Annotated in this window: 24 protein-coding genes; 18 read left to right on the top strand and 6 right to left on the bottom strand. The window is 28.8% G+C overall.

Annotation, left to right across the window (positions count from 1 at the left end):
• The first annotated feature begins 15 nt into the window (after window positions 1-15).
• From F811_RS16885 to F811_RS0114515, 6 genes are all read left to right on the top strand, one after another.
• Window positions 16-3,417 (top strand): hypothetical protein, encoded by a 3,402-nt coding sequence (locus F811_RS16885; RefSeq protein ID WP_020005964.1) that lies wholly within the window; start codon window positions 16-18, stop codon window positions 3,415-3,417.
• Between the two features lie 86 nt (window positions 3,418-3,503).
• Window positions 3,504-5,192, top strand: a complete 1,689-nt coding sequence (locus F811_RS0114535; RefSeq protein WP_020005963.1) for a hypothetical protein — start codon at window positions 3,504-3,506, stop codon at window positions 5,190-5,192.
• A gap of 129 nt (window positions 5,193-5,321) precedes the next feature.
• Window positions 5,322-5,702 carry a hypothetical protein gene (locus tag F811_RS0114530; protein WP_020005962.1) on the top strand — a complete coding sequence of 127 codons (381 nt, stop codon included), beginning with the start codon at window positions 5,322-5,324 and terminating at the stop codon, window positions 5,700-5,702.
• 146 nt (window positions 5,703-5,848) lie between these two features.
• A complete protein-coding gene (locus F811_RS0114525) occupies window positions 5,849-7,348 on the top strand; it encodes a hypothetical protein (protein WP_020005961.1) in 1,500 nt (499 codons plus the stop codon).
• A gap of 151 nt (window positions 7,349-7,499) precedes the next feature.
• Window positions 7,500-8,183 carry a JAB domain-containing protein gene (locus tag F811_RS0114520; protein ID WP_020005960.1) on the top strand — a complete coding sequence of 228 codons (684 nt, stop codon included), beginning with the start codon at window positions 7,500-7,502 and terminating at the stop codon, window positions 8,181-8,183.
• 3 nt (window positions 8,184-8,186) lie between these two features.
• Window positions 8,187-8,606, top strand: a complete 420-nt coding sequence (locus F811_RS0114515) for a helix-turn-helix domain-containing protein (protein ID WP_020005959.1) — start codon at window positions 8,187-8,189, stop codon at window positions 8,604-8,606.
• A gap of 359 nt (window positions 8,607-8,965) precedes the next feature.
• Here the strand turns inward: F811_RS0114515 and feoB are convergent, their stop codons facing one another.
• The gene (feoB, locus tag F811_RS0114510) at window positions 8,966-11,455 is read right to left on the bottom strand and encodes a ferrous iron transport protein B (protein ID WP_020005958.1); all 2,490 of its coding nucleotides are present in this window, start codon (window positions 11,453-11,455) and stop codon (window positions 8,966-8,968) included.
• Window positions 11,456-11,642: 187 nt separating this feature from the next.
• Between feoB and F811_RS0114505 the strand changes: the two genes are divergently transcribed.
• The 10 genes from F811_RS0114505 (at window position 11,643) to F811_RS0114465 (ending at window position 20,677) form a co-directional block, all read left to right on the top strand.
• A complete protein-coding gene (locus tag F811_RS0114505; protein ID WP_020005957.1) occupies window positions 11,643-12,605 on the top strand; it encodes a radical SAM protein in 963 nt (320 codons plus the stop codon).
• 135 nt (window positions 12,606-12,740) lie between these two features.
• Window positions 12,741-12,935 carry a hypothetical protein gene (locus F811_RS0114500; RefSeq protein WP_013113186.1) on the top strand — a complete coding sequence of 65 codons (195 nt, stop codon included), beginning with the start codon at window positions 12,741-12,743 and terminating at the stop codon, window positions 12,933-12,935.
• Window position 12,936: 1 nt separating this feature from the next.
• Entirely contained in the window at window positions 12,937-13,737 is an 801-nt protein-coding gene (locus F811_RS0114495) for an AAA family ATPase (RefSeq protein ID WP_013113185.1), read from the top strand.
• Window positions 13,738-13,867: 130 nt separating this feature from the next.
• Window positions 13,868-14,491 carry a cytidylate kinase-like family protein gene (locus F811_RS0114490; RefSeq protein ID WP_020005956.1) on the top strand — a complete coding sequence of 208 codons (624 nt, stop codon included), beginning with the start codon at window positions 13,868-13,870 and terminating at the stop codon, window positions 14,489-14,491.
• A 10-nt stretch (window positions 14,492-14,501) separates the two neighbouring features.
• Window positions 14,502-15,209, top strand: a complete 708-nt coding sequence (locus tag F811_RS0114485) for a phosphatase (RefSeq protein ID WP_020005955.1) — start codon at window positions 14,502-14,504, stop codon at window positions 15,207-15,209.
• Window positions 15,206-16,006 carry a sulfite exporter TauE/SafE family protein gene (locus tag F811_RS0114480; protein WP_020005954.1) on the top strand — a complete coding sequence of 267 codons (801 nt, stop codon included), beginning with the start codon at window positions 15,206-15,208 and terminating at the stop codon, window positions 16,004-16,006. The genes F811_RS0114485 and F811_RS0114480 overlap by 4 nt, the downstream gene beginning before the upstream one ends.
• A gap of 61 nt (window positions 16,007-16,067) precedes the next feature.
• Window positions 16,068-17,015, top strand: coding sequence for an imidazolonepropionase (gene hutI / locus F811_RS16150; protein ID WP_245555877.1), 948 nt, complete (start codon window positions 16,068-16,070; stop codon window positions 17,013-17,015).
• The gene (locus F811_RS17050) at window positions 16,985-17,308 is read left to right on the top strand and encodes an amidohydrolase family protein (protein ID WP_245555876.1); all 324 of its coding nucleotides are present in this window, start codon (window positions 16,985-16,987) and stop codon (window positions 17,306-17,308) included. The genes hutI and F811_RS17050 overlap by 31 nt, the downstream gene beginning before the upstream one ends.
• Window positions 17,309-17,484: 176 nt before the next feature.
• Window positions 17,485-18,465, top strand: a complete 981-nt coding sequence (locus tag F811_RS0114470) for a tetratricopeptide repeat protein (protein WP_020005953.1) — start codon at window positions 17,485-17,487, stop codon at window positions 18,463-18,465.
• Between the two features lie 4 nt (window positions 18,466-18,469).
• Window positions 18,470-20,677 (top strand): transcript cleavage factor, encoded by a 2,208-nt coding sequence (locus tag F811_RS0114465; protein WP_020005952.1) that lies wholly within the window; start codon window positions 18,470-18,472, stop codon window positions 20,675-20,677.
• 55 nt (window positions 20,678-20,732) lie between these two features.
• On the opposite strand, the gene F811_RS0114460 is transcribed toward F811_RS0114465, so the two are convergent.
• From F811_RS0114460 to F811_RS0114440, 5 genes are all read right to left on the bottom strand, one after another.
• Window positions 20,733-21,473 carry an energy-coupling factor transporter transmembrane component T family protein gene (locus F811_RS0114460; protein WP_020005951.1) on the bottom strand — a complete coding sequence of 247 codons (741 nt, stop codon included), beginning with the start codon at window positions 21,471-21,473 and terminating at the stop codon, window positions 20,733-20,735.
• 12 nt (window positions 21,474-21,485) lie between these two features.
• A complete protein-coding gene (locus tag F811_RS0114455) occupies window positions 21,486-22,319 on the bottom strand; it encodes an ATP-binding cassette domain-containing protein (RefSeq protein ID WP_020005950.1) in 834 nt (277 codons plus the stop codon).
• Window positions 22,304-23,134, bottom strand: coding sequence for an energy-coupling factor ABC transporter ATP-binding protein (locus F811_RS0114450; RefSeq protein WP_020005949.1), 831 nt, complete (start codon window positions 23,132-23,134; stop codon window positions 22,304-22,306). Before F811_RS0114450 ends, F811_RS0114455 begins: the two co-directional genes overlap by 16 nt.
• Before the next feature lie 81 nt (window positions 23,135-23,215).
• The gene (locus F811_RS0114445; protein WP_020005948.1) at window positions 23,216-23,734 is read right to left on the bottom strand and encodes a CD3072 family TudS-related putative desulfidase; all 519 of its coding nucleotides are present in this window, start codon (window positions 23,732-23,734) and stop codon (window positions 23,216-23,218) included.
• Window positions 23,727-24,344: a CD3073 family putative ECF transporter S component gene (locus tag F811_RS0114440; protein ID WP_020005947.1), complete on the bottom strand. Its 618-nt coding sequence runs from the start codon at window positions 24,342-24,344 to the stop codon at window positions 23,727-23,729. The genes F811_RS0114445 and F811_RS0114440 overlap by 8 nt, the downstream gene beginning before the upstream one ends.
• Before the next feature lie 506 nt (window positions 24,345-24,850).
• Here F811_RS0114440 and F811_RS0114435 point away from each other — a divergent pair.
• A complete protein-coding gene (locus F811_RS0114435; RefSeq protein WP_020005946.1) occupies window positions 24,851-25,606 on the top strand; it encodes a TVP38/TMEM64 family protein in 756 nt (251 codons plus the stop codon).
• On the top strand, window positions 25,590-26,267 hold the full coding sequence (locus F811_RS0114430; RefSeq protein WP_020005945.1) for a TVP38/TMEM64 family protein: 678 nt from the start codon (window positions 25,590-25,592) through the stop codon (window positions 26,265-26,267). Before F811_RS0114435 ends, F811_RS0114430 begins: the two co-directional genes overlap by 17 nt.
• Window positions 26,268-26,386: the final 119 nt, after the last annotated feature.

Raw genomic sequence — 26,386 nt, 5'->3', positions numbered from 1 at the left:
AATTGAGGAAATGATATGAAAAAAAGTTATTTGTTATTTTTGGTAATAATATCTATGTTTATGATGTCCTGCGGCGGACACTTCTTTAACCCTAGATATTATTATGGAAAAAATGATTCGCAGACTGAAGCAGAACAAGAAGTTCCTTCAGATATAGGTATAGGAAGTTCTGATGTTCCAGCTGACCAAGATCCTTTTAAAGTAGGAGAATGGAATACTATAGACTATAAATTTGACGGTAAAAAAATATTGGACTTTTTATTTGCTGCAAGTTTTGATGGAAATAATGTTCCAATGTATTCATTTTTCAAAGATGGTACACAGTGGGTAGTTTCTGATGCAGCAACAGCAGAGAAAAAATATAACGCTAAAGACGGAGTTAATAAAGCACAGGGCTATGATATTACAGCAGCTACTTTTTACAGGTATGATGCTAAAAACCCATTAGTTGCTCCAGAAAGCGATTATAATACATCTGAAAGAATGGAAAGATTTGTATTCTACAGACTTGTAGGTAAGGCTGTAGTTGTTCCTTTAAATAACTACTTGATAGCGGTAGATACATACTCAAAATTGGTATTTGCCTATGGTAAAATAACCAAAACAGGAAGCACTATGGGACAGGCATATCCTACAGCTTTTGAGGCAGTAGAACTTCATGGTGATAAAAGACCTTTCTATGAATATGACCCTATAGGTTTTATGTCTTATGATGAGGTTAATGATTCAATGACATTAACTTTATATAGAGAATATCAGGAAGAAATGGCAGTTGATGCTAATGCATTTTTCCCAAAAATCCATGACTCTACAAGAGCTGTAGCAGGTTATGAAGATAAAGAAAGTGCAGGTCTTTCTCCTTACTATTATGTAAATGTAGCAGATATAGATCCTGCAACAATATTAGATGAGTTTAAAGGCAAAACTTATTCTATAAGATCTGGTTTAACTCTTTATACTTATATATTCTCTAATGATGGAAAAACTGTACAAATAATAAAAGATCATTTCTATGATGGTGAAACATTCAATGAAAAATATACATTTACAAAAGTTACAGGTGCTACTTCCTTGCAGTACGGCGATATAACAATTACTGGATTAGACAGTTATGCTAAAGTAAGAGACAGTATTAATAATGTGGATGCAGAATTAAACTATGTTGATCCAGGTCCAGAGTTTATATACAGAGTAAGAGGAAAAGTATTTGATGCAAAAGATAAAAGCTATTCATATAAATTTACTATAGATGGTAAAACTATAGAATATTATGAAAATGGAAAATTTGTAAGATATTATGCATTTGTTCAGCAGGATGCAAGCGACAGAGCAATCTATAAAGAAGAAAGATCTGGTTCATTTGCTTATTGGGGTTTGAGAATAGCTAATGACGGTGATACAAAAGACGGTGTATTATATTGGTCATTAGGTGCAGGAGATACTCCTGGTCTTACATCAAGCAGCGGAGTAAGTTCTAGACCTGGATATTTAAATGTTGATGAATCTGTAATAGAGTTCTTTACTGATGAAGTTGCTAATAAAGTATATGCATTCAGAGATTATGAAGGTACTCCTGGTGACGGAAAAAGTTTAACAACATTTGAATACAGATTCAGCGGAGACGGTAAGACTATTACTTATACAGAAGAATCAGCTAAAAAAGATCCTACTTCTGTAACTTATACTTTAGTAAAAGATAATGGTAAAAGTGCAGTATACAGCCTTAACGGCGTACAATATACATTTACTTTAGAAAATGCTGGTGAAGATTTATGGAAAAATGATGAACCTGCAGCAGAACTTGGATTTAGAGATAAAGGTCCTTACTTCCTAGATGTTGTTGTAAATACTACATACTACTCTATGGACGGTAGTTATAAATATGAGTTTGATGGAAGCGGAAACCTTACGTATACTTATCCAAGTGGTGAAAAAGCTACTTATACTATAACTGATAAATACGGAAGTTCTCAAGCAGATTATACTAAAGCTGCATATATAGAAGACGGAGCATTGGTATTCAAATACTGGGCATTAAGACTTGGTGCTAACGGCACTATGATACAGATGTCAACAGGTGCTTTGGCTGATGCTAACCATATACTTAACTCTGCAGCTTACGGATATGACGCTTATATTACAGGTAAAGACGGTCAAAGTGTAGACAGATTTATGTCTGTAGTTGCTGGTGAAACTTATAGAATGAGAGATAAAGAGAATATTGTTCTTATGAATTATTATACATTCTCTAAAGCTGGTAACTATATAACACATGTTGTTACTAATACTCAGACTGGTAAAGAAACAAGTTCAAACATGTATTATAACTACACAGCTATAGATAAGCAGTTTAATGGACAGTATGAGCAGATGACACCTAAACAAAACAAAACATTTACTATTAAAAATTCTGATAATGAATTATATATGGATAATGTTATTGTAGGTTATAAAAACTATGATGATAGCTCATTTGAGTTTATGTCAAGGGTAGCTGGAAAAACATATACAACAGATGACGGCACTAAAAAATATGTATTCAGTGCTAACGGAGATTATTTTGATTTCTATGTAGATGGTAATAAAAATAATACATTTAGCTACGAGTCTCATAGTGGTAATGTAGGTAAATATACTACAGGAGGATGGTTCGGTACAGATGTAAGTATAACATTGTCTGATTATAAGGGTGTTGTAGATGGACAGATACAAGATGGTTCTATAACAGCTCATGTATATGTTGCACCTAAATTTACAGATAATGTAAAATCTAAAACTTATAAGTTTAGAGATACTACTGAATATGTTTATACAGATACATCTAAATTGCCTGACGGTTATACAAAACCTACTGGTAAGAGCTTGATACTTTATAGTTATGAATTTGACCCTACAGGTCAGAAATTAACTTATAAAGAGGAAACATGGAATGGAGGTACAAAACAGATAGATTATACTCTTAAAGAAGAAACTGAATCTATGGGTACATATACTTCTGCAAGCGGAGATATAAAAGTATCTATACAAGGCAGCCCAGATATACTTTATAAGTTCGATGGTTCTGTTTCTACAAAGGTTGGCGAAGCTTCATTTAAAGATCCTGAGCCAATATTCCCAGATAGAGTAAGGGGAGCCAAGTTTGAAAAAGGTAGTGTATTATACACATTTAATGATGATGGAACTCAATTTACAATAAAAGATGGTTCTTCAACCTTAACATTTATATTAGCTAGATATAATAATGATTCCTATATTAATAATAGTGCAGTTTATGAATATCAAGAAGAGTGGACAGTGTTTAAATATCGTTGGGTTGAATTATCAGATAATAATACAATTAAAACTTCTACATCAGGTTTTACTGTCGCAGCACCAGGTAGTACAATGGGATTTGAAGCTACTAGAGTAACTCAGTAAATAGTTTATAATTAAAAAATCAAGCGGGGGAGAGAATTAAAAAACTCTCTCCGCTTTTTTGTTAAAAATTAATTTAAGGAAAATGCATGAAAAAAAATTATTTATTATTTTTGGCAATGATATATATGTTTATGGTGTCATGCGGCGGGCATTTCTTTAACCCAAGGTATTATTATACTAAATCAAGCAGCTCTAGCTCATCACTTGGGACACCTAATACTGGTCCTGAAAAACTTCCAGATGAAGTTCCTGCTGATGAAGATCCGTTTAAACTTCCAGAAGAATATAATGACCCGAACTATCAGTTTTCTGCAGATAAATTTAAAAATTGGCTATTTAAAGCAAGTTTCAAAGGAGATAAACTTCCTATATATGATTTCTTTAATGATGATACTAGAAATTGGATACAAGGAGGTGCTGATTGGAATAATATACCTGCTGAATATTATAATGGTAAAGACGGAGAAAATTATGCTGAAAGCGGATTATTGACTGTAGATATTGATAACTTAAAAGTATATAGATATGCAGGAGAAAATCCTCTTTATAGTAGTTTGGGATATTTGCCAGGAAGAATGGATAGATTTAATTTTTATTCTATAAACGGAAATGCCTCTATAGCTACATTAAAACAATATCTTATAGCGGTCGATACTTATTCTAAGTTTATATTTGCTTTCGGAGCTATTACTGATACAGAGACTATTATGGGGGATAAAGTACCTACTGCTTTTGAAGCTGTAGAAAAACATGGAGATAAAAAGGCCTTTTATGAATATGATCCTATAGGATATGTTAAAGAAGATGGAAGTGTTATTTTATACGAGCATTATAAAACCGAGTTTGTTGCTTCTCCTACTACATATATGCCTTCAGATCATGGATATCCTGCTATGGCACAGCCTAATCCTACAGGACAAGGTTATTCTCCTTATAGATCTTTGAATCCTTCATCTTCAGAACCTGCTTCACCTGAAGATCAAGAAACTTTCAAAGATAATATAAATAAAATAAAATCTAGTTATCCGTCATTTAAATACCGTGATTATTCTGGATATATGGTTGACGGTAAGAATCAAATAGATTTAGATTTATGGAAGTCTGGTAATTATGGAGGCAATAGTTTTAAATTATATTCTTACACTTTTGAAACTACTGCAGATGTACCTAATATAAAAGTTGTGGTAGAAGAATATAATAGTACTTTAAAAACAGAAAAAACATACAAGGTTAAAACTATAACTTCTAAATATAAGGCTATATATGAAAATACCACTGATTCTGGAGATACAGTTATAGTTTCACTTGTAAAAGTAAATAATAAAGATACTATATCATTTAATGGTACTTCATTAGACCCAGATTTTAAAGATTACGGTCCTATATTTACAGACAGAGTTCTTGGAGCGACATTTAAAGGTGAAGATACGTCTTCTATGCGAAATCTCGTATATCAATTTACTGCCGATGGTTCTGAGTTTACTTTAACTTATGAAGAAAGATATTTATCATGGTTTGAATACAAATGGAGAACTCAGACATATTCATATAAATTGGCTCGTTTTGATGATTCATTAGAACAGCAGTTTACAGCTATATATGAAGCAAGTCCGGGCGGTACTATTGGAGATTATGGACGTGTTGTATTGAGAGAATATGACGGTAAAGATGATTATTTAATAAAAACAAGTACTGTATTAGCACAGATATGGGGACTTGGTACAGCTGACTCCGATGCTGGTTTGGGTTATGATGCTGTTAGAGAGAATAAATAATCTATAATAAAAAAATAAAGCAGGGAGACCATAAAAAACTCTCTCTGCTTTTTTATTAAAAATTACTATTTACAAACAAAATTTTTTTTATATAATACAATCATATAAATAATGTTAGGATAAATAAAAATGTTTAAAAAAATTATTTTATTAGGTATTTCTTTATTTTTGCTTTCATGTACTTCACCTTTTTCTGAAGTGGGTATGAAGTTTAAAGACAGAGAGGGTACTTATGAGAGTGAAGATAAAAATATTAGGGTAACGGTTTCTAAAGAGGATAAGCAGAATCTAAAGATTGATGTTTATGCTTTTAATGGTGTTGCTATTAATAACGAAATTTTTGATATTACTTCTTCTGTAACAACAGGTAATTTTACTCTTAAGTCTGTTAATAATCCTTCATACACTTATATACTTAATTTTCATAATAATACTGCTTTGTATTTTAGTGTTAGGGAAGGGGTAAGCTACAAAATATCAGAGGCAGAATTAAATAATTCGTCTAAATAAAAATAACTGTTATTATATTTATAGGCAGGGTAATAAAAAATATTTACTTCTGCCAATTTTTTTTAAATAAATTTTATATATTGTTTACTTAATTTATTTTATTAGTATAATTATATCTATGAAAATTATTTATGAGAATTTATACTATGAAAAATACTATATTTGTTATTTTATCAATTCTTTTTATGGCAATATTTTTTAATACCTGCACAAGACATTTCAGCCCATTGTACTATTATCAGGAAATGTCAAGGTCGGATAATGATATAAGCGGCGATACAGATGAACCAGAAGTAGGCGGAGAAGGTATTTTAAGTGATGCAGAAGATCCTTTTAAAACTGGTGAATGGAATAGAGAGGATTATAGAGGTTTTACTCTTGACCTTGACAATGAATATGTAATAGCTGCCTCTTTCGGACTTAAAAATGAACCAACATATATGCTCATTAAAGATGATACTTGGAAGCCTCTTGATTTATCAAGAAATGAATATTATTATGACGGAACTAATACCAAAGCTGCAGGTTTTACTGTTACAAAAGTAAAATACTATATGTATAAGAATATGAATCCCACTTTCTCATCTACAAGTGCTTACAATAAAAGTGATAGGCTTAATAGGTTTTGGTTCTACCGTTTTACTGGTACTGCAGGACTTTCTACGGATAATTATTTGATAGCGATAGATAGTTATTCAAAATTAGTATTTGCCTTTGCTATACCTACAAAATGGAAATCAATTTTAGGAATACCTGCTCCTATAGAATGGGGTGCTGTGGAACTTGGCTGGGAGGCTAGTGCTGATAGTGCTACTTTAAATGAACAGGTAAAATTTACTGTTGAAGGTCTTACATATTTTTATGAGTATGACCCAGTAGGTATAGTTCATTCTGATGGTACTATAGAGATATATGATTGGTGTACTTTATCTATAGCTAATGACAACAGTTATGCTCCTAGACTAGACGGAAGTCCTACAGATTTAAAAAGAAATGTAGCAAGTAATGGAAGTCCAGGACGCTCTCCTTATTTGCCTATAAAAATAGTGGAAAAAAATAAAATAGCTTTGCAGGTTCAGGATTTGCAGATACAAAATATCAGTGCTCAAAGTTTTGTTGATAAACTTTCTGGTAAAGATGAATATACAAATTATGCAGGATTTAGCTATGATATAAGGCTTGGATATAATTTAAATTCAGATACTATTAATTATAATATAATTGCTTCAAAAGAAAAACCTAGTTTATTCTTTGATTCTTTAGCTGCAGTAAATGTCGGAGAAACTAAAAGCATACTTTCTACAGTATATACTCTTGATGTGCAGTATGAGGATACAGATGAGGTTTATTTTTATTTAGACGCTTCTATTACAATGTATGACAGAACTTATAAAATACCTCAGATTGCTAATGATACTGTTTTGATAGAACAAAATAAACCTTTAATAAAATTCAGATACGATAAAACTCAGGATATGTTTGTCTTTGATTCATCTTCTGGAGATGTTGCTGATGTTTCATTCGATAAAACTTTTACTCTTAAAAAAGGAGAAATTAAACAATTTGAGATTACAATAAATAATTCTTCAATTGGTGCTAATGATGCAGGTGGAAGTATAAAGTTAATATATTCTTTAACTTATTAAAGTGTATGTTTTTTTATAATAATATTAAGTTTTTTAAAAAAAATTATAAAAAGTAAAGTATATACTGTTTATTTTCTTTAATAAATGGCTTATTTTTAAAAAAAAATTTGTTTAACTATAGGCTATACTATAATTTATTAAGGAAGTATTTATGTATAATGATTTTTATAATAATAACCTGCAGTTTAGTAATGCCGATTTAGTAGACGAAAAACAAATATTAGCCTCTATTATATCAAACGGCATATCTTTAGAAAGGGCCAATACTATAGTAGATAAGTTATATTACAGCTTTTATAATTTGTATAATATAGTTAATGCTTCTGATAAAGAGCTTTTGAAAGTAAAGGGACTTAATGAGAATAAGATAAAACTTATAAAGAGTATACCTTCTATTTTAGAATACTATTTATTAAGCAGCTTAAAAGCTGATACGCCTGAGTTTAAAAAAAGAGATTTGATAAATTATTTGATAATAAAATTAGGTAAGTTAAAATTTGAAACTTTCTCTATTGTTTGTTTAGATGTAAATAAAAAATTTATATCAATGGAGCATATATTCAGAGGAACTATAGATTCAGCTACCATATATCCTAGAGATTTAGTAGAAAAATCATTATCTTTGGGTTCAAGTTATGTAATAGTATCTCATAACCACCCATCAGGTATAGCTAAACCTTCTAAAGAGGATATTAATATAACGAATGTACTGTATAAAGCATTTAAAATGGTTGATATAAAAATGCTGGATCATATTATAATTGCTGCTAATTCTTATTACAGTTTCAAAGAAGACGGAATGTTTGATAAATATAAAAATAGTATGGAGGTTTGATTGATGCTTACTACTAATTTGAAAAAACCTTTTTACAATAATATTGTCAGCGACAGCAAAACAGAAGATGATAAAAATAAAGAAAGACCCATCGAAGATGAAGAGTTAATATCCTCTGTTGGAAAAAATATACGTGCTATAAGAAAATCTCAAATGAAAACTATATCAGAAATAGCAGAGGTTTCTGGAATATCATCAAAATATTTACAGAGTGTTGAGGTTGGAAAAAGAAATATATCAATAACAAATCTTAATAAAATAGCAAAAACTTTGAATGTACCTATTTCTGTATTTTTTAGTTATGATCATATTGAGAAAACTAAGAAACTTTTATGTATAGCAAATAAACTTAAAAATTATTCTATAATGCAGTTATCAAATATAGATACTATTATAAAAGATTTGAAAAATATTATAGATTGATTTTTATTAGTATTAGATATATGCAATAATTTTTTTGCATATATCTAATATAAATCTATTAAATAGCATACTTGTATAAAAACTGCCTGATAAGATTATACTAAAAATTATAAATATGATTTTTAATATGCTGTATAATTAATTATTTTAGTATATAGCTAAACAACTATAGTTTGTCAATTTCTTTATTCTTATTTTTGAAGAGACTGTTATAAAATAAAAACAATATTTATTATTTTGAAACAAGTTATTGTATCAATTGCATCATCTATAAGGTTTAATTAATAAAAAAGCTCAAGACTTCACATTAATAAGCAAAGCCTTGAGCCAAACACTATATTAAAAAACTATCCTTATGTCTAAATAATACCTGCTATTCTTCCAGCTATTTGATAGAAAGCAAAACTCACTATCCAAGCAACAGATAATGTATAAAGCATTAAGAAAGGTATCCATTTTTTACCTATTTCTGAACCTATTACTCCTATTGCAGCAAAGCAAGGGAAGTATAAAAGTACAAATAGTAATAATGTATAAGCTACTATAGGATTGAATACTGGATCATTTCTCAAAGATTCAGTAAGTACGGCTTCATCCCCGTCTTCTATAGATTTAATCTGAGCTATAGTAGAAACTAATACCTCTTTTGCAGCTCCTCCAGCTACAAGCCCAATACCTATTCTCCAGTCAAATCCTAATGGTTTTAATACAGGTTCTATAAATGTACCTATTCTACCAGCATAGCTATGTTTTAATCCTTCAGAAGAAACTAATCTTTCAAACTCAGTATTTAGAGCTTCTTCATCATTAACATCTAATCCCTGACTTGCAATTAATGTTTTAGCTTCATTCATAAGTCTTTGATTATCAGCATCTGTAGGTTTGTATTGAGGGAAAGTCATCAAAGCCCAAATAATTATAGAAGCAGCAAATACATAAGTACCAGCTTTTTTTATGTACATTAATCCTCTGTCAAACATATGTCTTAGTACCGCTTTAGCTCTTGGTATTCTGTATGGAGGAAGCTCCATTACAAAAGGAGTTTCTTCGCCTTTAAAGAATGCTTTTCTAAATATAAATGCCATTATAAAAGCCATTAATACACCAATCATGTATATACTGAACATTACAGAAGCAGCCATTTTTGGAGCGAAGAAAGCCCCTATAAAAAGTATATATACTGGAAGCCTTGCACCGCAGCTCATAAATGTAGTAATTAAAACAGTTACAACTCTGTCTTTTTTACTTCTTAATGTGCGAGCTGCCATAACAGCTGGAATAGTACAGCCGAAACCCAAGAAAAGAGGGATAAATGACTGACCATGAAGACCTAATTTATGCATTATTTTGTCCATTAAGAACGCAGCCCTTGCCATATATCCAGAGTCTTCCAAAAATGAAATACCAGTAAAAAGTATAAGTACAAGCGGAAGAAATGATAATACAGCCCCAACGCCGCCTATAACACCATCAACAATAACCGACTGTATTAAACTGCCTTCTGGAAGTAAACTGCCTATAAAACCAGATAATGCTCCTATACCCATTTCAAGCCAGCCTTGAGGATATGCCCCTACTGTAAATGTTATCTTAAATATAAGCCATAATACAACCAAAAATATTGGAAGACCAAGCCATTTATTTAAAAATATTACATCAGCAGCCTCAGTAAAATTGAATGCCTGTATATTATCCTTATGAACAGCTTCCTGTAAAGCTCCTCTTATATATGAATATCTTTTATCAGCCATTATAGAATCTGTTTTTGCATTCATTGAGTTTTCTAATTTTATAATTTCTTTATTTAGAGTTTCTATAACATCTCCGCCGTTATTGCATTCTCTTCTTATAGAGTGAATCGCTCTTTCGTCTTTTTCTAATGCCTTTATAGCAAGCCATCTTTTATGAAGATTGCTTATATCTCCCTGCATTTTATTTGTGATTATTTCTATAGCTTTTTCAACTTCTTCTCCGTATCTTATAGCGGAATCCTGATGAAGCTTATTTCCAGATTTGTACATCTTTTCTATTTTTTCTAATATCATAACAACACTTTCGTATTTATTGCCATGTACTTTCATTACTGGAAGTTTAAAAAGCTCTGTTAAAATTTTTTCATCAATATTAACTCCGTTTTTTTCAGCATGCTCATACATATTAAGTACGCATACTATAGGAATACCTAATTCTACAAGCTGCAATGTAAGATAAAGATTTCTTTCCAAATTTGTAGAATCTATAACATTGATTATAAAGTCTGGTTTTTCATTAAGTAAAACATCACATGCAACAACCTCATCTTGTGAATAAGCACTTAAACTATAAACACCGGGTAAATCAATCAAATCATAAGTATATCCGTTATACATCATATTAGCTTGTCTTTTTTCTACAGTTACACCGGGGTAATTAGCAACTTTATAATTTGCTCCTGTTAGTGCATTAAATATTGTAGTTTTACCAGAATTAGGATTTCCAGCTAATGCTACTTTTAATTTTGTATTATTAGAAGGAACTTTTATCTTTTTAGCTATATCGCTTTTATTTTCAGTTAATGAAGCTTCATCTTCTTTTGATTCTTTATGTTCAATTGGCTTTAATACTCTTTCTTTTTTTATTTCAATATTAGATTTATCAACTTCTATTCCGTTAGCTTCAGATTTTCTTAAAGATATTTCATAATCCATTATATGAACTTGTATAGGGTCTCCTAAAGGTGCTTTTCTTACAATCCAGCCTTTAGCCCCGGGTGTGAAACCCATTTCTATAATTCTTTGTCTAATTTCACCATCAGTGGCTACTTTATCAACAACAAAACCTTCTTCAATATCCAATTCAGTTAGTTTCATAAATTTTCTCCTTGAAAATTATAAGATATTTACAAATTGTTTGTGTATTCTAACATTTAAATAAAAATTGTCAATATCTTAATATGTATTTTTGTCGTTTTTTTGTTTATATTTATAATAATATTATGCTATTGATATAGTTTTATTTTTTGTATATTATTTAATATAAATAATATTAGGACAAATTATGTATAATGAAAAGCATTTAAAAAATATAGGTGCAGTAATAGATAAGGCAAAGGCACTTTATGACAGTTGTATATGCTGCGGACATATATGCGGTATTAATCGTAATGAAAATAAGATAGGAAGATGCAAAATTTTTGAAGATACTAATCATATAAAAGTAGCATCTCATACACTTCATTTTGGAGAAGAGCCTATGCTTGTAGGAGAGAGAGGAAGCGGAACCGTATTTTTTTCAAGCTGTAATTTGAACTGTGTATTTTGTCAGAATTATCAGATTAGTAATGAAGGAGTTGGCGATGCCGTTAATATAGAAACATTAGGCGATTATTTTTTGAGTTTAGAAAGAGATGGAGCTTTAAATATAAATTTAGTAAGTGCTACTCATGTTATATATCCAGTTCTTAAAGGTTTAAAGATTGCTTTAGAGAAAGGTCTTAATCTTCCTATAGTTTATAATACAAATGGGTATGATACTAAAGAGTTACTGGATTGTTTAGACGGCATAGTTGATATATATTTGCCTGATTTAAAATATGTTTTTGATGATAAGGCTTTTAAATATTCTAGGGCTGAAAATTATTTTAATGTTGCTATTAATGCTATAGAGATAATGAAAAGTCAGGTTGGAGATTTGACTGTTAATGATAATGGGATTGCTGAGAGAGGAATTATAATAAGGCATTTGATACTTCCAAATAATGAATCTGATTCTTACGATATATTAATAGAGTTAAAGGAGAGGGGATTTTTAAAAAGCACTATATCTTTAATGTCTCAGTATAATCCGCAATTTAAGGCTTTAGATTTTGAGAATATAAACAGAAAACTATATAAAAAAGAGTATGATGATGTTGTAGATTATGCTCTTGATTTGGGCTTTGAAAATTTATTGGTTCAGGAGATGGAGAGTTCTGAAAATTATTTGCCAGACTTTACTAAAGAAAAACCTTTCCAAATGTAATTAATGTGATTTTAGCATATTTTTTTAATTAAAATTAAATAATCTTTATATTTTGACAAAAATATTTTATGATGTATAATTATCTAATAATCAGAGTATTGTTTATTTGATTCTTTTTAATTTAAGGAAGAAACTATGAAAGAAATTTTTGCACTTTTGGAAAGCGAAGAGGTAGAAAAAAGACTTGAGGCTCTTGAAGAGTTGGCAAAAAATGTAGAAAATTCCGATAAAATATCTGTAATTAAAGCATTGAAGCCGCATATACTAGATTGGGACGAAAATGTCAGACTTAAAGTGGCTCAGGTATTAAAATTGTATACAGGACAATAATATGGGAAGAATAATATCTTTTTCTAGCGGTAAGGGCGGTGCAGGAAAAACTTTATGTTCAGTTAATTTTTCTGCAGAATTAGCCTCAAGAGGATATAAAGTTTTAGTATTTGATATAGATATTAACTGTTCTAATGTATTTATATTACTTCATGTCAAACCGCAATCTAAATTACAAGAATATTTTGAAGGTACTTTAACATTAAAAGACTGTGTTATAAGAAGCGAATATGGTATTGATGTTATTAGTGCTGGTGTTAATATACAGAGATTTGTTCAGTTTGAAAATGATTTTAATTTGTCAAACCTTGCTAAAGATTTAAAGGTTTTAGCCAATGATTATGACTATGTTATAATAGATTATGCTGCAGGTATTACTCAGCCTATGATGCGTTTTTATGAGATGTCTGATGATATTATATTAGTAGCAAACCCAGAAATTACAGCTTTAACTGACCTTTACAGACTTATGAAGATGATATATGTTAATAATATGACTGACAAAATGTATTTGATAGTTAATAAAGTAAAAAATATAGACTGGGCTATCAATTTATACAGAGAAGTTAAGAAGGTAACTGCTAAGTTTTCACTTGATATTAATTTGGTTCTTTTGGGTCCTGTACTTTTTGATGAAGAGAAAGTTATGATATCAGTTCAGAAAAGGACACCTATAATAATACTTTATCCGAAAACTCCTATAAAAGGCGGTTTTTCATTGGCTGTTACTAGATATTTGTATGATATAGGCGTAATGAAAGATGAAAATGCCAGAGAAAAAACTTTCTCCGACTTTTTTTAATAATTATATATAAAAATATATTTATTTTTATTTTAATATATTCTTAAAATTGGTATTATTTTAATTTGACAAATGAAGATAATATTGGTAAACTATTATATAATAGTAAATGATAAACGAGGGGTCTATTATGAGTAAAAATATTGTTATAACTATCAGCAGAGAATTCGGAAGCGGCGGAAGATATATCGGTGAGATGGTTGCAAAAAAACTAGATATACCTTTTTATGATAAGGCTATAATAGAGATGGCATCGGATAAAACGGGATTTTCTCCAGAATATATTAAAGAAAATGAACAGAAATTAACAGGTGCTTCTTTATTTAATTTTGCTATATCAGGTTCTTATGCAGGAAATATGACATTTGGAAACGGAGAGTCACTGCAGGATACTATGTTTTTTGCTCAAAGTAATGTTATTAAGGAAGTAGCTTCAAAAAATTCATGTGTTATAGTGGGAAGATGTGCAAATCATGTATTGGAAGGAATGGATAACTGTATTAATATTTTTATCTATTCTGATATACAAAGCAAAATTAAACGTGCTGTTAATGATTATAAACTGGATAGTTCTAATATAGAAAAAATCCTTAAAGAAAGAGACAAATTAAGATCCAAACATTATAATTACTATACTGGTAAAGTTTGGGGAGATGCAAGAAATTATCATGCCTGCTTTAACAGCGATTTTATAGGTATTGATAATACTGTAGATTTAATAGAAAAAATAGCCAAATTTAGATTAGACAAATAGGTATATTATTATGAAAATAATACCTGATTTACATACCCATACTACAGTAAGTGAGCATGCATATAGTACAGTCAATGAAATGGTACAGGCAGCCAAAGGAAAGGGTTTTTTAGCTTTAGCTATTACAAATCATGGTCCTGCTTCAAGTGACGGGGCTAAAGAAGTTCATTTTAAGGCTATGCATAATTTACCTGATTATATAGATGGTATAAGACTATTAAGAGGCTGTGAGGCTGATATAATAGATTACAGCGGAAAAGTAGATTTAAGTGAGGCTGTATTAAATTATTTGGATTTTGTTATAGCTTCATATCATGAAGATGCTTTGCAGCCTCTAAATATAAGAGAGCATACCAATGGATATGCTGAAGTTATAAAAAATAAACATATTGACTGTTTAGGGCATGTTGGTAATCCGAAATTTGAGTTTAATATTGAATATATAGTGAAATTATGCAAAGAATATAATAAACTTATAGAAATTAATTCATCATCTTTTAAAGTGAGAAAAGGAAGCTATCCTATATGCAGGGAAGTAGCACTTATGTGCAAAAAATATGAAACTAATATCATAGTAACTTCTGATGCCCATTCTATGTATAAAGTAGGAGATCATAAAGATGCAGTAGATATGCTTGAATCTATTGATTTTCCAGAAAATCTTATACTTAATACTGATTATGACAGATTGATGGAATATCTTAATATAGAAAAATGATAGTCTTTTTTTTGATTGTAAGTTTGCTTGCTTCAACTATAGGAGCTATTTGCGGAATAGGCGGCGGTGTTATAATAAAGCCAGTACTTGATTCTCTAAATATTATGGAAGTGAGTAAAATAAGTTTTCTATCTTCTTGTACAGTGCTTTCTATGAGCATGTACACTTTCATAGTTTCAAAGATAAAGGGAGACAGCCTTGTAAACGGAAAAATAGCTACTCCGCTTGCTTTGGGCGGTGTGCTTGGCGGAATATTTGGAAAGATGTCATTTTCTTATGTTATTATGTTTTTTAAAAGTGAAAATATTGCAGGTGTTTTTCAGTCGGCCGTTTTGATATTTTTAACTATACTTACTGTTATTTTTACTATAAAAAATATGCAGGGAAAAAAAATAAAGTCTTTACATATACAAAATATATTTTTATGTATTATTATAGGACTTATTCTTGGATTTTTATCATCATTTTTAGGGATTGGCGGCGGACCTTTTAATATAGCATTTTTGTATTTTTTCTTTAGTATGGATTCAAAAGCTGCAGCTCAAAATTCTTTATACATAATACTTTTTTCTCAAATAGCAAGCGTATTTATAAGTATAGCAAATAATGAGGCTTCTAAAGTTAATTTACGTTTTTTGATTGTAATGATAATTGGCGGTATATTGGGAGGGGTATTAGGAAGATTTGTCAATAAAAAAATAGATTCTAATATCGTAAATAAACTATTTGTAACTATATTAATAATAATAATTTTAATAACTTCTTATAACTTGTACCATTTTTCTATTAATATATAACTTTTAATATTGTTTTATGTTATAATTATTACTATACTATTAATATGGCGGTAATTATAATATGTTAGATATCATTATAAAGAACATAGGAACATTAGTAACTGCAGAAGGCAGCAGTCCATTATATGGTAAAAATCAGGGGAAAGTAAAAGTATATAATAATATTTCAATAGGCATAAAGGATAGTTTTATAGAATATATAGGAGAATCTCCTAATGAAAAAGCTAGAAAAACTATCAATGCCAATGGTGCTTTAGTTACATCTGGTTTAGTTGACTGCCATACTCACTTTGTATATGGAGGAAGCCGTGAAGATGAGATGTATGATATAGTTACTGGTCATATGGGATATTCTGATATAATAAAGGCTGGATATGGTATATTATCTACGGTAAAAGATACTAGAGAACAGACAGAGAATGCACTTTATAAAAAGTCAATTCCAATACTTGACAGTATGATAAAATATGGAACTACCACTGTTGAAGGTAAAAGCGGCTATGGTTTAACAGTTAAAGATGAGATAAAGATATTAAATGTTATGAAAAAATTGAATGAAAACCATAAAATAGATATAGTTTCTACATTTATGGGAGGACATGTTGTACCAAATGAATATAAAAATGACAGAAATGGATACGTTAATTTAATATGCAATGAGATGATACCTAAAATTGCAGAGTTAGGACTTGCAGAATTTTGCGATGTATTTTGTGAAAATTGCGGACTTGACATGGAAGAAAGCCATAAGATTTTAGATACAGCCCAAAAGCATAATTTAAAACTCAAAATACATTCTGACCAGCTTGAAACCAGCGGAGGTTCTTATTTGGCGGCTAGATTTAATGCTGTAAGTGCCGAGCATTTGATTATGGCTGATGACAGATGTATAGACGTTATAAAAAAACATGGGGTAATAGCAGTACTTTTACCTAATGCTTCTTTTTATTTAGGAATGCCTTATGCTAAGCTAGATATATGGTGGAAAAAGGTATACCTGTTGCTATAGCTTCTGATTATAACCCAGGCTCAAGTACTTGTTTTAATATGCAGTTTATTATGAAATTAGCATATTTAATATATAGATTAAAGCCTGAAGAAATATTGAATGCTGCTACAATTAATGCCGCATGTGCTATTGATAGAGGAAAAGAGATAGGCACTATTGAAGTTGGAAAAAAGGCTGATATTATAATATGGAATACCAAAAAATTAAACTTTTTACTCTATACTTTGGATAATAATTTATGCAGTATCGTTTTTAAATCAGGAGAAATTGTATATAACAGTACTGATATTTAGTAAATTATCATATTATAAAAATAATTATAGTTTTTTAATATATTTTTTATTATTTTGAAATATACAAAGTATTATTTTTACTTGACAATTTAGTCTTATTTGATTATATTATATAAATATACGTATATATCTCTGTACGTTTTTTAACTTTAAGGGAGTAGTTTGTATAAAATATAATGGAAGAAGAATTATTTTCTAGGAAGGAGTCTGTTAAGGATATTTTTTCTGTTATAGAAAGTAAATTAAAAAACGGCTTATTTGAAGAGTCTATGGAAGATTTTGATAAGATTATGTCTATGGACTTTGAATGTGCTAACCTATATGAAAATATATCCTGTGTTAAATTTTGGATTAACAGGCTTGATAAGTTTAAAAGCGTAGAGAGAAATTGTATAGAGTATTGCAAACTTTTAGATTCTACATACAAGAAATTTAGTGTATTTGTACATACTAAATCTTATGATGAGAGTCTTATGGCAGTTAATGCTATACATTATTATGTTTATAATAAAACAATAGACTTAATAATGCAGAAAAGTACTGATGATATTGAAGGCACGGAGGAATTACATTTACTTTCAAATGCTTTTATAGAGTTAAAGGATTATTCTAGGGCATTAAAATCTTATGAATATTTAAATACAATAGAGCCTTATAATTCAAAGACTCTTAGTTTTATTGCTATGATTTATGATATACTAGGCGATGAAAAGAAATGCAAATTATATATAAGAGAGGCTTTATTTTATGATCCTTTAAGTATAGAGTTTGAAAATATTAGCATTGAAGTAGTAAGAGAAATAAGAGATATAATAATAAAAAGAGGCATTCATAATAATAGTCAGGAGGAGATAATACTTTGGATGAGTGCCTATGGCGAGCTTATGAATATACTGGATGTGAAAAGACCTTTAAGTGAAAAAGAAGAGTTTGAACTTAGGAAAAAGATATCTAGGCTTGAAGCTGACTATAGAAAATTAAAACTGAGAGAGGCAGCAGCACCTAAACTTTTAGCTTCTTATGCGTTTTTAACAACATATCTTATTATGAGGCAAAATGATTCTGATATAGAAGAAGTTAAGGTATGGGGCAGAAAGATGGCTGCGATAGATAAGGATTTGCTGCAATACTACATAAAAATATTAGATAAGGAGTGATAATATGTCAGAAGCTCTACAAAAATTGGAAAATATATTTTCAGAAGAAACATTTACTAGAAAGCCATTACTTAATTATACAACTAAATATTTTTTTGATTTGGCTGCTGTAATTAACGAGATAAACGATACTAATGATATTAATGCTGCTATAGATACCGCTAAACTGCAGTTGGATAAAAATCCTAATCATATATCAGCATTATATGCAAACGGACTTTTAAATTTAAAAATTGCAAACTATTCTGAAGGAAGTTTGGATAAACTTTTAGGTATTTTTAAAAATGCTAAGAAATGGAATATAGTTGAGTTTATAGCTCAGAAAATATTAGATGAATATTATGAAAGCGATTATGCTTTAAGATATTTAGCTAGCTATTATCAAAGTACAAATAGGGAAGCTGAGGCTTTAGAAATATGGGAAAGACTTATACGTTTTGATGTTTCAAATCCAGAACTTCCAGAAAAAATAGCTCATACCAAAGAATTAGCAGGCGATATAAAGAGTGCTGTACATTATTATAAAATAGCTTTTGAAAGAAATCTTTTAAGAGAGAGAGATAATGCCGAAAGCGATATAAAAAAAGTTCTTCAGTATGAGCCTGATAATTATAACTATCTGCTTAAACATGAGAATGCATTAAAGGCATTAGTTGATTCTAATATAATGATAGATGTGTGGAAAATAATATTTTTCTATTATTTTGAAAATAACAGATACAGCGATGCTTTGAAAACTATAAAAAATTTGCTTAATTATGAACAGGATATAGTAGCTCAGAATAATAAAAAAGCCAAATTTTTCAGACATAGACTTGTAGATGTTTATAAAGCATTGTATCCTAATCATACGCTTTTTGAAAAAATAGAGGAAATATCTTCAATTACTAATGTTAATAAAAAACCAAAAGAATGTATAGAAATATTTGAAAAATATATACAGTACGATGTTGATAAATATGTTCTTCATAGAAACTTCGGGGTAGGAAAGATTAAAGCTATAGATATAAACTTTTTGATGATAAAATTTGTATCTCAGGAAGATGTAAGAAAAATGACATTTGATATGGCTATACAGTCTCTTACTACACTTCCAGCAGATGATATTAATGTTTATAAGGCATATAAACTTAATGAAATAAAAAAAATAGCAGAGGAAAATCCTACAGAGCTTTTAACTATTATTTTAAAATATAAAAAAACTATTACAACTAAAGATTTGAAACAGGAATTAACTTCAAAACCAGCTGTAGTAGTTCCTGAAACATCATATACTAAATGGCTTGAAGGGGCTAAAAAATCTGTAAGGGCTTCTACTACTGTTAAGTTTGATAAAAATACTTTCCTTTATAATGAAGAAGCTGAAACTTATGATGCTGAATGTTTGTCTAAGTTCAATAAAACTGATAATTTCTTTGAAAGATATCAGATATATATGGAATATTTAAATTATACTCCTAATTTGAACTCTGATGAAGCTAAAGAGATGAATGATTATTTTGTTAATATTTCTAAAGATAAAAAATCTCCTAATGATGCAAGAATAGTGAGTACAATATATTTGAGAAGTCAGTCATCAGTTGATAAAGATATACCGCTGCTTTCTGATATAGTGAAAGATATTGATGATTATACTCATGTTTATGAGGTTCTTCCTTCTTCAAACTATAGAGAGAAGTTCATAAAAGCTATTTGGGACGGAAGAAGAGATGATTATTATAATATTATATTAAAAATGCTTTATTCTTCTCAGGTTAAAAATAATTATCTTATAGTAAATAAATTATTTGCTGATGGTAAAGTAGATATGCTTGCTAAGACTATTGATGATATATTTCTTCATTACAGAGAATATCCAGAGGCATTTGTATATTTTGCTCAGAAGATACTTGATGGGGAATATTATGATGATATAGAGGGAGACATTAAAATAAATAAAAACTCTCTTATGATAGGGCTTCTTAGCATTATCCCTCATCTTTCTAAAATGGTAGATAAAAAAGAAACATCTGCACAGGCTAGAAAACTTTTGAAAGTGGTGTATGATTTGGTATTTGATAAGGCTTATCTGCTCAAGTTTATAGAAAATGAATCTGAAGATGATGTAAAAGTTATATTTAGTGAGTTCCAAAAGCTGGTTAATTTAGAGCAGCATTATAAAACTGATATAATTTCTGCTGTTATTAAGCGTTTCCCTGATTGGAAGATATAATTAATAATATGGAAATAATATAAATAAAGGGCTTTTTTAAGCCCTTTATTTTTTATTATAGTTTTATATTTTCGAGTATTTTTATTATATTAAGCCTCACTAAAATAATGAATACTAAAAATAAAATACTGAATGATATATATAAAACATCTTTTGCTTTAATAAATGACTCATATAGCCTTGTCTTGTCATAAGGTGCACTGTATCCTCTCACTTCCATAGCAATGGCTGTTTTTACTGATGACTGTATAGCCAAAATTACTATTGGTATAAAAAGGTTGGCAGAATTAGTTATTTTCTCTCCTATTGGCATTAATTGATAATCAAGCCCCCTTGCTTTTTGAGCTTTTCTTATTCTTAAAGCTTCATCTTTTATTAATGGTATAAACTTTAATGATAATGCTATTATAATGCTTATGCTTTCTATTGGTATTTTTAGATATTTCAAAGGATAAAATATTTTTTCTATGGCAAAACCTATATCCATTATATCCATAGATGATAGAACTACTGCTGCAAGTATTATAATCCCAAATAATCTGAAAGCTGTATTTGCTATATAATCTATATTTCTTCCTATCAAAAAATAGTTAATTAATATAATTGAAAGCAAAAGCCATATAGACGCTATAAATATTTTTATAATATTTTTAATATTTATTCCTATAAGAAGTACATGCAAAATTATAGCTAAAGCACAGAATATAGTTTGATTTATTTTATTCATTACTACTAATGATACAGCTAAAAATAATGTGGATAAAAAAATAGTTCTTGGGTCAAATCTTTTTGTCATAATGATACTCTTTTAATAAAATAATTTTTGTATTAATTCATCAGCATTTGATACATTATCAATATTATTCATTCCTAATTTTTTAAGCTCTTCTATATATAAGAAAATTTCAGGTTCTATTAGATTATATTCTTTAAGTATATTTTTTGAAAATAATAAATCTTTTGGTTTTCCTTGAATATATTTTTTATTTTTATTAATAATAAAAACATAATCTCCGTATTCTATTATATCATCTAGTATATGAGATGACTGTATAATAGTAATATTAGAAGTTTTATTTAAATTTTTTATAGTATTCATGAATGTACTTTTGCTTTCAAAGTCAAGTCCTGCTGTAGGTTCATCTAAAAATAATATTTTAGGAGAGGTTATTATTATAGAGGCTAGTGCTATTGTTCTTTTCTGACCGCCGCTTATTTCAAACGGAGAGGCTTTTAATATTTTTTTATCAATATTTAATATTTCTAGAGTTGCTCTTAATTTTTTATTAATTTCTTTATTATCAAGTTTTTGTCTTTTTAGGTTAAATGTTATTTCTTCTCTTACTGTATTATTAAAAAATTGTTTTTCTGTGTATTGAAGCATTATTCCAGATGATTGTCTAAACTCTTTTAGATTATTTTTGTCTTCTATATTCTTATTATCAAATAATATTTCACCTGATATTTTTTTTATAAGCAGGCATATAGTTTCAAGAAGTGTAGATTTTCCGCTTCCAGATACTCCTGCCAAAAAATGAAATTTTCCGCTTTCAAACACAGCATTTAAATTTTCAGTTATTAGTTTTTTTTCTTTTTTGCTTATTATGTATCCTGCATTTAAGTTTTTTAAACATATTTCCATAAACTTTCACAAACCTTTTTATAGTTAAAAATATCTTTATCTATTAATACATTTTTATTTTTATATAATTCATAAGCCAACTTAAAATTAATAGGCATATTTAGCTTATGAAATTCATCATTTTTTATTAAAGCCCTTACAAATTCATCTGAAGAGCCTTTAAAAGATACACTTCCATTATCCATAAATACAACTTCATTGCAATGTTCTATTTCATTAATATGATGAGTTACTATAATTATAGCAGTACCCATTGAATGTATTTTCTTTAATACTTCAATTACTTTCATTCTATTTTCAGCATCAAGCATAGATGTAGGTTCATCTAATACAAGTATTTTAGGATTTAATACCAAAGATGAAGCTATACATAGTCTTTGTTTTTCTCCTCCTGATAATGAATGTACTTTATCTTTTCTTTTATTTGAAAGTTCTACTATTTCAAGTACTTCATCTATTCTTTTATGCATCTCTTTGCTTGGTATAGAATAATTTTCCATAGTAAAAGCGATATCAAGTTCTATAGTGTCCGCTACTATTTGATCATCAGGATTTTGAAAAACTAGGCTTGCTATTTTATATATTTCATATGCTTTTTCATTTATATTCATATCAAATATTTTTATTTCGCCTTTATTTGCTTTTTCTATTCCAAACATAAGTTTTATTAATGTAGATTTTCCGCTTCCGTTTTTTCCAAGAAGTGCTAAATAACTGTTTTCATCAATATAGAGATTAATATTGTCAAGAAAGTAGTTTTCATCATCTTGAATATATGAAAAGCATACGTTTTTAAACTCTACAGCTTTACTCATTATAAACTTTCCTAATAAATAAAAAATTAATATTGGGGTTTTAATAATAAAACCCCAATATATTTTTGTTAATAAAAATATCTATTTTTTTAAATAATCATCAACATCATAAAAAGGTATATTTATATTATTTTCTTTTAGTATAGATTTAAACATCTCCATAAATATACCGCTTTCATTTATCATTTTTACTCTTGATGTAATATCTTCTTTATCTTTATAAAGTCCTACTTCTCCTTCCCAGTCAGCAGAGCATGTAAGATTAACTCCGCAGCTAGGACTTCCAGCTATTCCGTATATTCCTACTATTTCATATCCATTGTTAATATATTCTTTAAGAGTATCAGCAAATGAATTCAGAGTTTCTCTAGCATATTTTTTATATCCAGAGTTATTGAATTGTTCTTTTACATGTCCCCATCTTTTTAATCCGTAGCATTCTGTTTCAGGGCATGGAAGCTGAAGTATTCCTATATTATTTTTAAATAGCTCTTGTACAAATGAAAAAAATACATTCATATCTTTGTATTCTCCTTTGACAACAGCATTTTGATTTAATATGCAATGCGATAATACAGCCAATTTTTTTGACCTATTCATTATCTATATCCTCATCTTTTGAAGAAGCAGCATTTTTTTGAGCTAATAATTTTTTATTTGTTGTTATTTTAGAGAGAAGAGAGCTAGGCATTCTTAAAATTATAATATATGCTATTATACAAGATAAAGGCTTATCTATAATATTTGATATTATTCTAGGTATAAATGCAGAAGTAAATATTTTCTGACCGCTTTGAATTAAGAATCCAGTCATAATATCCATAGTTCCGCCAGCTAATCCGCCGTATAATATTACTGTTATAGGAGTTCCTACTAAAGGTGCTGCAACAGCAAGTATTACACCTGTTATTATAGCTGTATGAATTTTGAATCCGAACTTAATAGAAATAAATCCTGTTATTATACCTATCATCATATTAACAATAGCATAAGGAAGTTCTGCAGGATTATTAACCATAGAAGTAATTAAATTGGTAACGAATCCAGTAATAGCTCCGTATAATGGCCCTAGTACTGCACCGCTTAATACTGTACCCATTACATCGAAAAATACAAATGGGATATTTAAGTGTTTTGCTATAAATGAAAGCACTATGTTTAATGCTACGCCTATAGCACAAAAAGTTAATGAATACGCTTTTGTTTTCATTGTGTAAATCCTTTTAGTTTTTTTATTTTAACTGATTAAAAAATTAATCAATTATATTTATTTATATTCATTAAAATAAGAAGAGAATATTGATGTTTTTACAGACAGCCTGCCTGCATTATTTAGATTATCTGGGGAAAGTGGTATTGATTACTGAAATGCATATTTTGTGATGACGATAAAATATTCATATGAAATTAATACCTTTAATGATTATTATTTTTTGAAAACTATATTTTAATAATATAATTTAGATAATAAAATGTCAATAGTTTACAAAAAAATTATATATTACGGTTTTATGCTTGATATTTTTATTATTTTTGTTATCATACTTATAAAGTAACTTTACTGGATTTTTCTTATGTTTATTCTTTTATCAAAAAAACTGCTATTTTGTATGTTTTTTAACAATCATAAATTTCCTCTTAAATAAAAAATATTAGTCCGTGCGGCTTTAAAATCATAATAAAAAATTATTCTATCATTTTTAGGAGTTTAATTTTATGGAACAGTCAAATGTTTCAAATAAAAAATCAATAATAAAAAAAGTAATTTTAATATTAATAATTTTGCTTGCAGTACTTTCTTATTTCTTTATACCGCAGGTAAATAGTAATCTTAATACAATATTTAAAATGTTTGCCTCTGGTGATTTTAATGTAGTAAAGGAATTTGTAGCTTCTTACGGACATTATGCTATGGCAGTTTCATTTATACTTATGGTACTTCAGTCTGTAATAGCACCTTTGCCAGCATTTTTACTCACATTTGCAAATGCTAATTTATTCGGCTGGAAAGCTGGAGCATTATTATCTTGGTCTAGTGCTATGGCAGGTGCTGCTGTATGTTTTTATATAGCAAGAATATTAGGAAGAGATTTTGTTGAAAAACTTACAAGCAAGACTGGATTAAAACAAATAGATGAGTTTTTTGAAAAATATGGAAAACAAAGTGTGCTTATAGCAAGGCTTCTTCCTTTTATGTCTTTTGATATAGTAAGCTATGCAGCAGGATTGACATCTATGAATTTTTTAAGTTTTTTTATAGCTACTGGAATAGGACAGCTTCCTGCTACAATAGTATATTCATATGTAGGAGGCATGCTCACTGGAGGTGCTAAACTGTTTGTTACTGGGCTTTTAATATTGTTTGCATTGTCTGCATTGATAATTTTATTAAGACAGATATATAAAAATAGAAAAGATAAAACTCAAAAAGCAGAAAATAAGGCTGAAAATAATAATGAAGTTAAAAACTAAATATATAAAACTTATTATATTTTTGGCAGCAGTTATAGCTGTTATTATATTAAATCATCATTATAAACTGCATGACAGAATACATAATTTGGAAGATTTTAGAAATATACTTGGAGATAATATAATTAGGGCTTCTATCATATATATTGTAGTAACAGCTATAGGAAGTTCTGTGTTAGCTTTACCAGGTATAGCATTTGCTTTATTTTCTGGATTACTGTTTGGTCCTGTACTTGGCATAATATTATGTTCTTTTTCTGCTACTTTGGCTGCTGTAATTTCTTTTTTAATAGCTAGGTTTTTTCTAAAAGATACTATAAAGCCATTGGTAGAGAAAAATAAATATTTAAATAAACTTTTATTTGAGGAAGGAAATAAAAATGCCATGATCCTTTTGATGATTACTAGGTTAGTACCTTTATTTCCTTATAATATACAGAATTTTGCTTATGGTATAACTGATGTAAGCTTTGTGAAGTATTCATTGTATACATTTTTATTTATGCTTCCGGGTATATCTTTATTTACTATAGCTTCTGTAGGTATAGTTTCTGATAATAACAGATATTTATATTTTTTGATTGCAGGTATTATTTTAATATTTGTATTAGTATTATCTTTATTTTTGAAGAGTAAATATATTAATGATAAATCTGTTTAGAGTGTATACCTAAACAACTATAATTTGTCAAAAATTAATTTTTTTAATTTAAAATATTTGCAGGGCTTTGCTACGAAGTACACAGTCGTGCCGCCACCCCACTTCTTTTGTGACGCTGT

The sequence above is a fragment of the Brachyspira innocens ATCC 29796 genome (genome assembly GCF_000384655.1).
GTDB classification, from domain to species: Bacteria; Spirochaetota; Brachyspiria; order Brachyspirales; family Brachyspiraceae; genus Brachyspira; species Brachyspira innocens.
The sequence above is the reverse complement of the archived record's forward strand: the minus strand, read 5'-3'. Positions and strand labels throughout refer to the sequence as shown.

Bases quoted from the DNA above. Each gene is read 5' to 3' on its own strand.
- F811_RS0114500 (WP_013113186.1), top strand. From the start codon at position 12,741: ATGAAAGAAATTTTTGCACTTTTGGAAAGCGAAGAGGTAGAAAAAAGA.
- F811_RS17050 (WP_245555876.1), top strand. From the start codon at position 16,985: ATGGTGGAAAAAGGTATACCTGTTGCTATAGCTTCTGATTATAACCCA.
- F811_RS0114480 (WP_020005954.1), top strand. From the start codon at position 15,206: ATGATAGTCTTTTTTTTGATTGTAAGTTTGCTTGCTTCAACTATAGGA.
- F811_RS0114430 (WP_020005945.1), top strand. From the start codon at position 25,590: ATGAAGTTAAAAACTAAATATATAAAACTTATTATATTTTTGGCAGCA.
- F811_RS16885 (WP_020005964.1), top strand. From the start codon at position 16: ATGAAAAAAAGTTATTTGTTATTTTTGGTAATAATATCTATGTTTATG.
- F811_RS0114450 (WP_020005949.1), bottom strand. From the start codon at position 23,134: ATGAGTAAAGCTGTAGAGTTTAAAAACGTATGCTTTTCATATATTCAA.
- F811_RS0114515 (WP_020005959.1), top strand. From the start codon at position 8,187: ATGCTTACTACTAATTTGAAAAAACCTTTTTACAATAATATTGTCAGC.
- F811_RS0114525 (WP_020005961.1), top strand. From the start codon at position 5,849: ATGAAAAATACTATATTTGTTATTTTATCAATTCTTTTTATGGCAATA.
- F811_RS0114535 (WP_020005963.1), top strand. From the start codon at position 3,504: ATGAAAAAAAATTATTTATTATTTTTGGCAATGATATATATGTTTATG.
- hutI (WP_245555877.1), top strand. From the start codon at position 16,068: ATGTTAGATATCATTATAAAGAACATAGGAACATTAGTAACTGCAGAA.
- feoB (WP_020005958.1), bottom strand. From the start codon at position 11,455: ATGAAACTAACTGAATTGGATATTGAAGAAGGTTTTGTTGTTGATAAA.
- F811_RS0114470 (WP_020005953.1), top strand. From the start codon at position 17,485: ATGGAAGAAGAATTATTTTCTAGGAAGGAGTCTGTTAAGGATATTTTT.
- F811_RS0114455 (WP_020005950.1), bottom strand. From the start codon at position 22,319: ATGGAAATATGTTTAAAAAACTTAAATGCAGGATACATAATAAGCAAA.
- F811_RS0114465 (WP_020005952.1), top strand. From the start codon at position 18,470: ATGTCAGAAGCTCTACAAAAATTGGAAAATATATTTTCAGAAGAAACA.
- F811_RS0114505 (WP_020005957.1), top strand. From the start codon at position 11,643: ATGTATAATGAAAAGCATTTAAAAAATATAGGTGCAGTAATAGATAAG.
- F811_RS0114445 (WP_020005948.1), bottom strand. From the start codon at position 23,734: ATGAATAGGTCAAAAAAATTGGCTGTATTATCGCATTGCATATTAAAT.
- F811_RS0114495 (WP_013113185.1), top strand. From the start codon at position 12,937: ATGGGAAGAATAATATCTTTTTCTAGCGGTAAGGGCGGTGCAGGAAAA.
- F811_RS0114490 (WP_020005956.1), top strand. From the start codon at position 13,868: ATGAGTAAAAATATTGTTATAACTATCAGCAGAGAATTCGGAAGCGGC.
- F811_RS0114520 (WP_020005960.1), top strand. From the start codon at position 7,500: ATGTATAATGATTTTTATAATAATAACCTGCAGTTTAGTAATGCCGAT.
- F811_RS0114530 (WP_020005962.1), top strand. From the start codon at position 5,322: ATGTTTAAAAAAATTATTTTATTAGGTATTTCTTTATTTTTGCTTTCA.
- F811_RS0114435 (WP_020005946.1), top strand. From the start codon at position 24,851: ATGGAACAGTCAAATGTTTCAAATAAAAAATCAATAATAAAAAAAGTA.
- F811_RS0114440 (WP_020005947.1), bottom strand. From the start codon at position 24,344: ATGAAAACAAAAGCGTATTCATTAACTTTTTGTGCTATAGGCGTAGCA.
- F811_RS0114460 (WP_020005951.1), bottom strand. From the start codon at position 21,473: ATGACAAAAAGATTTGACCCAAGAACTATTTTTTTATCCACATTATTT.
- F811_RS0114485 (WP_020005955.1), top strand. From the start codon at position 14,502: ATGAAAATAATACCTGATTTACATACCCATACTACAGTAAGTGAGCAT.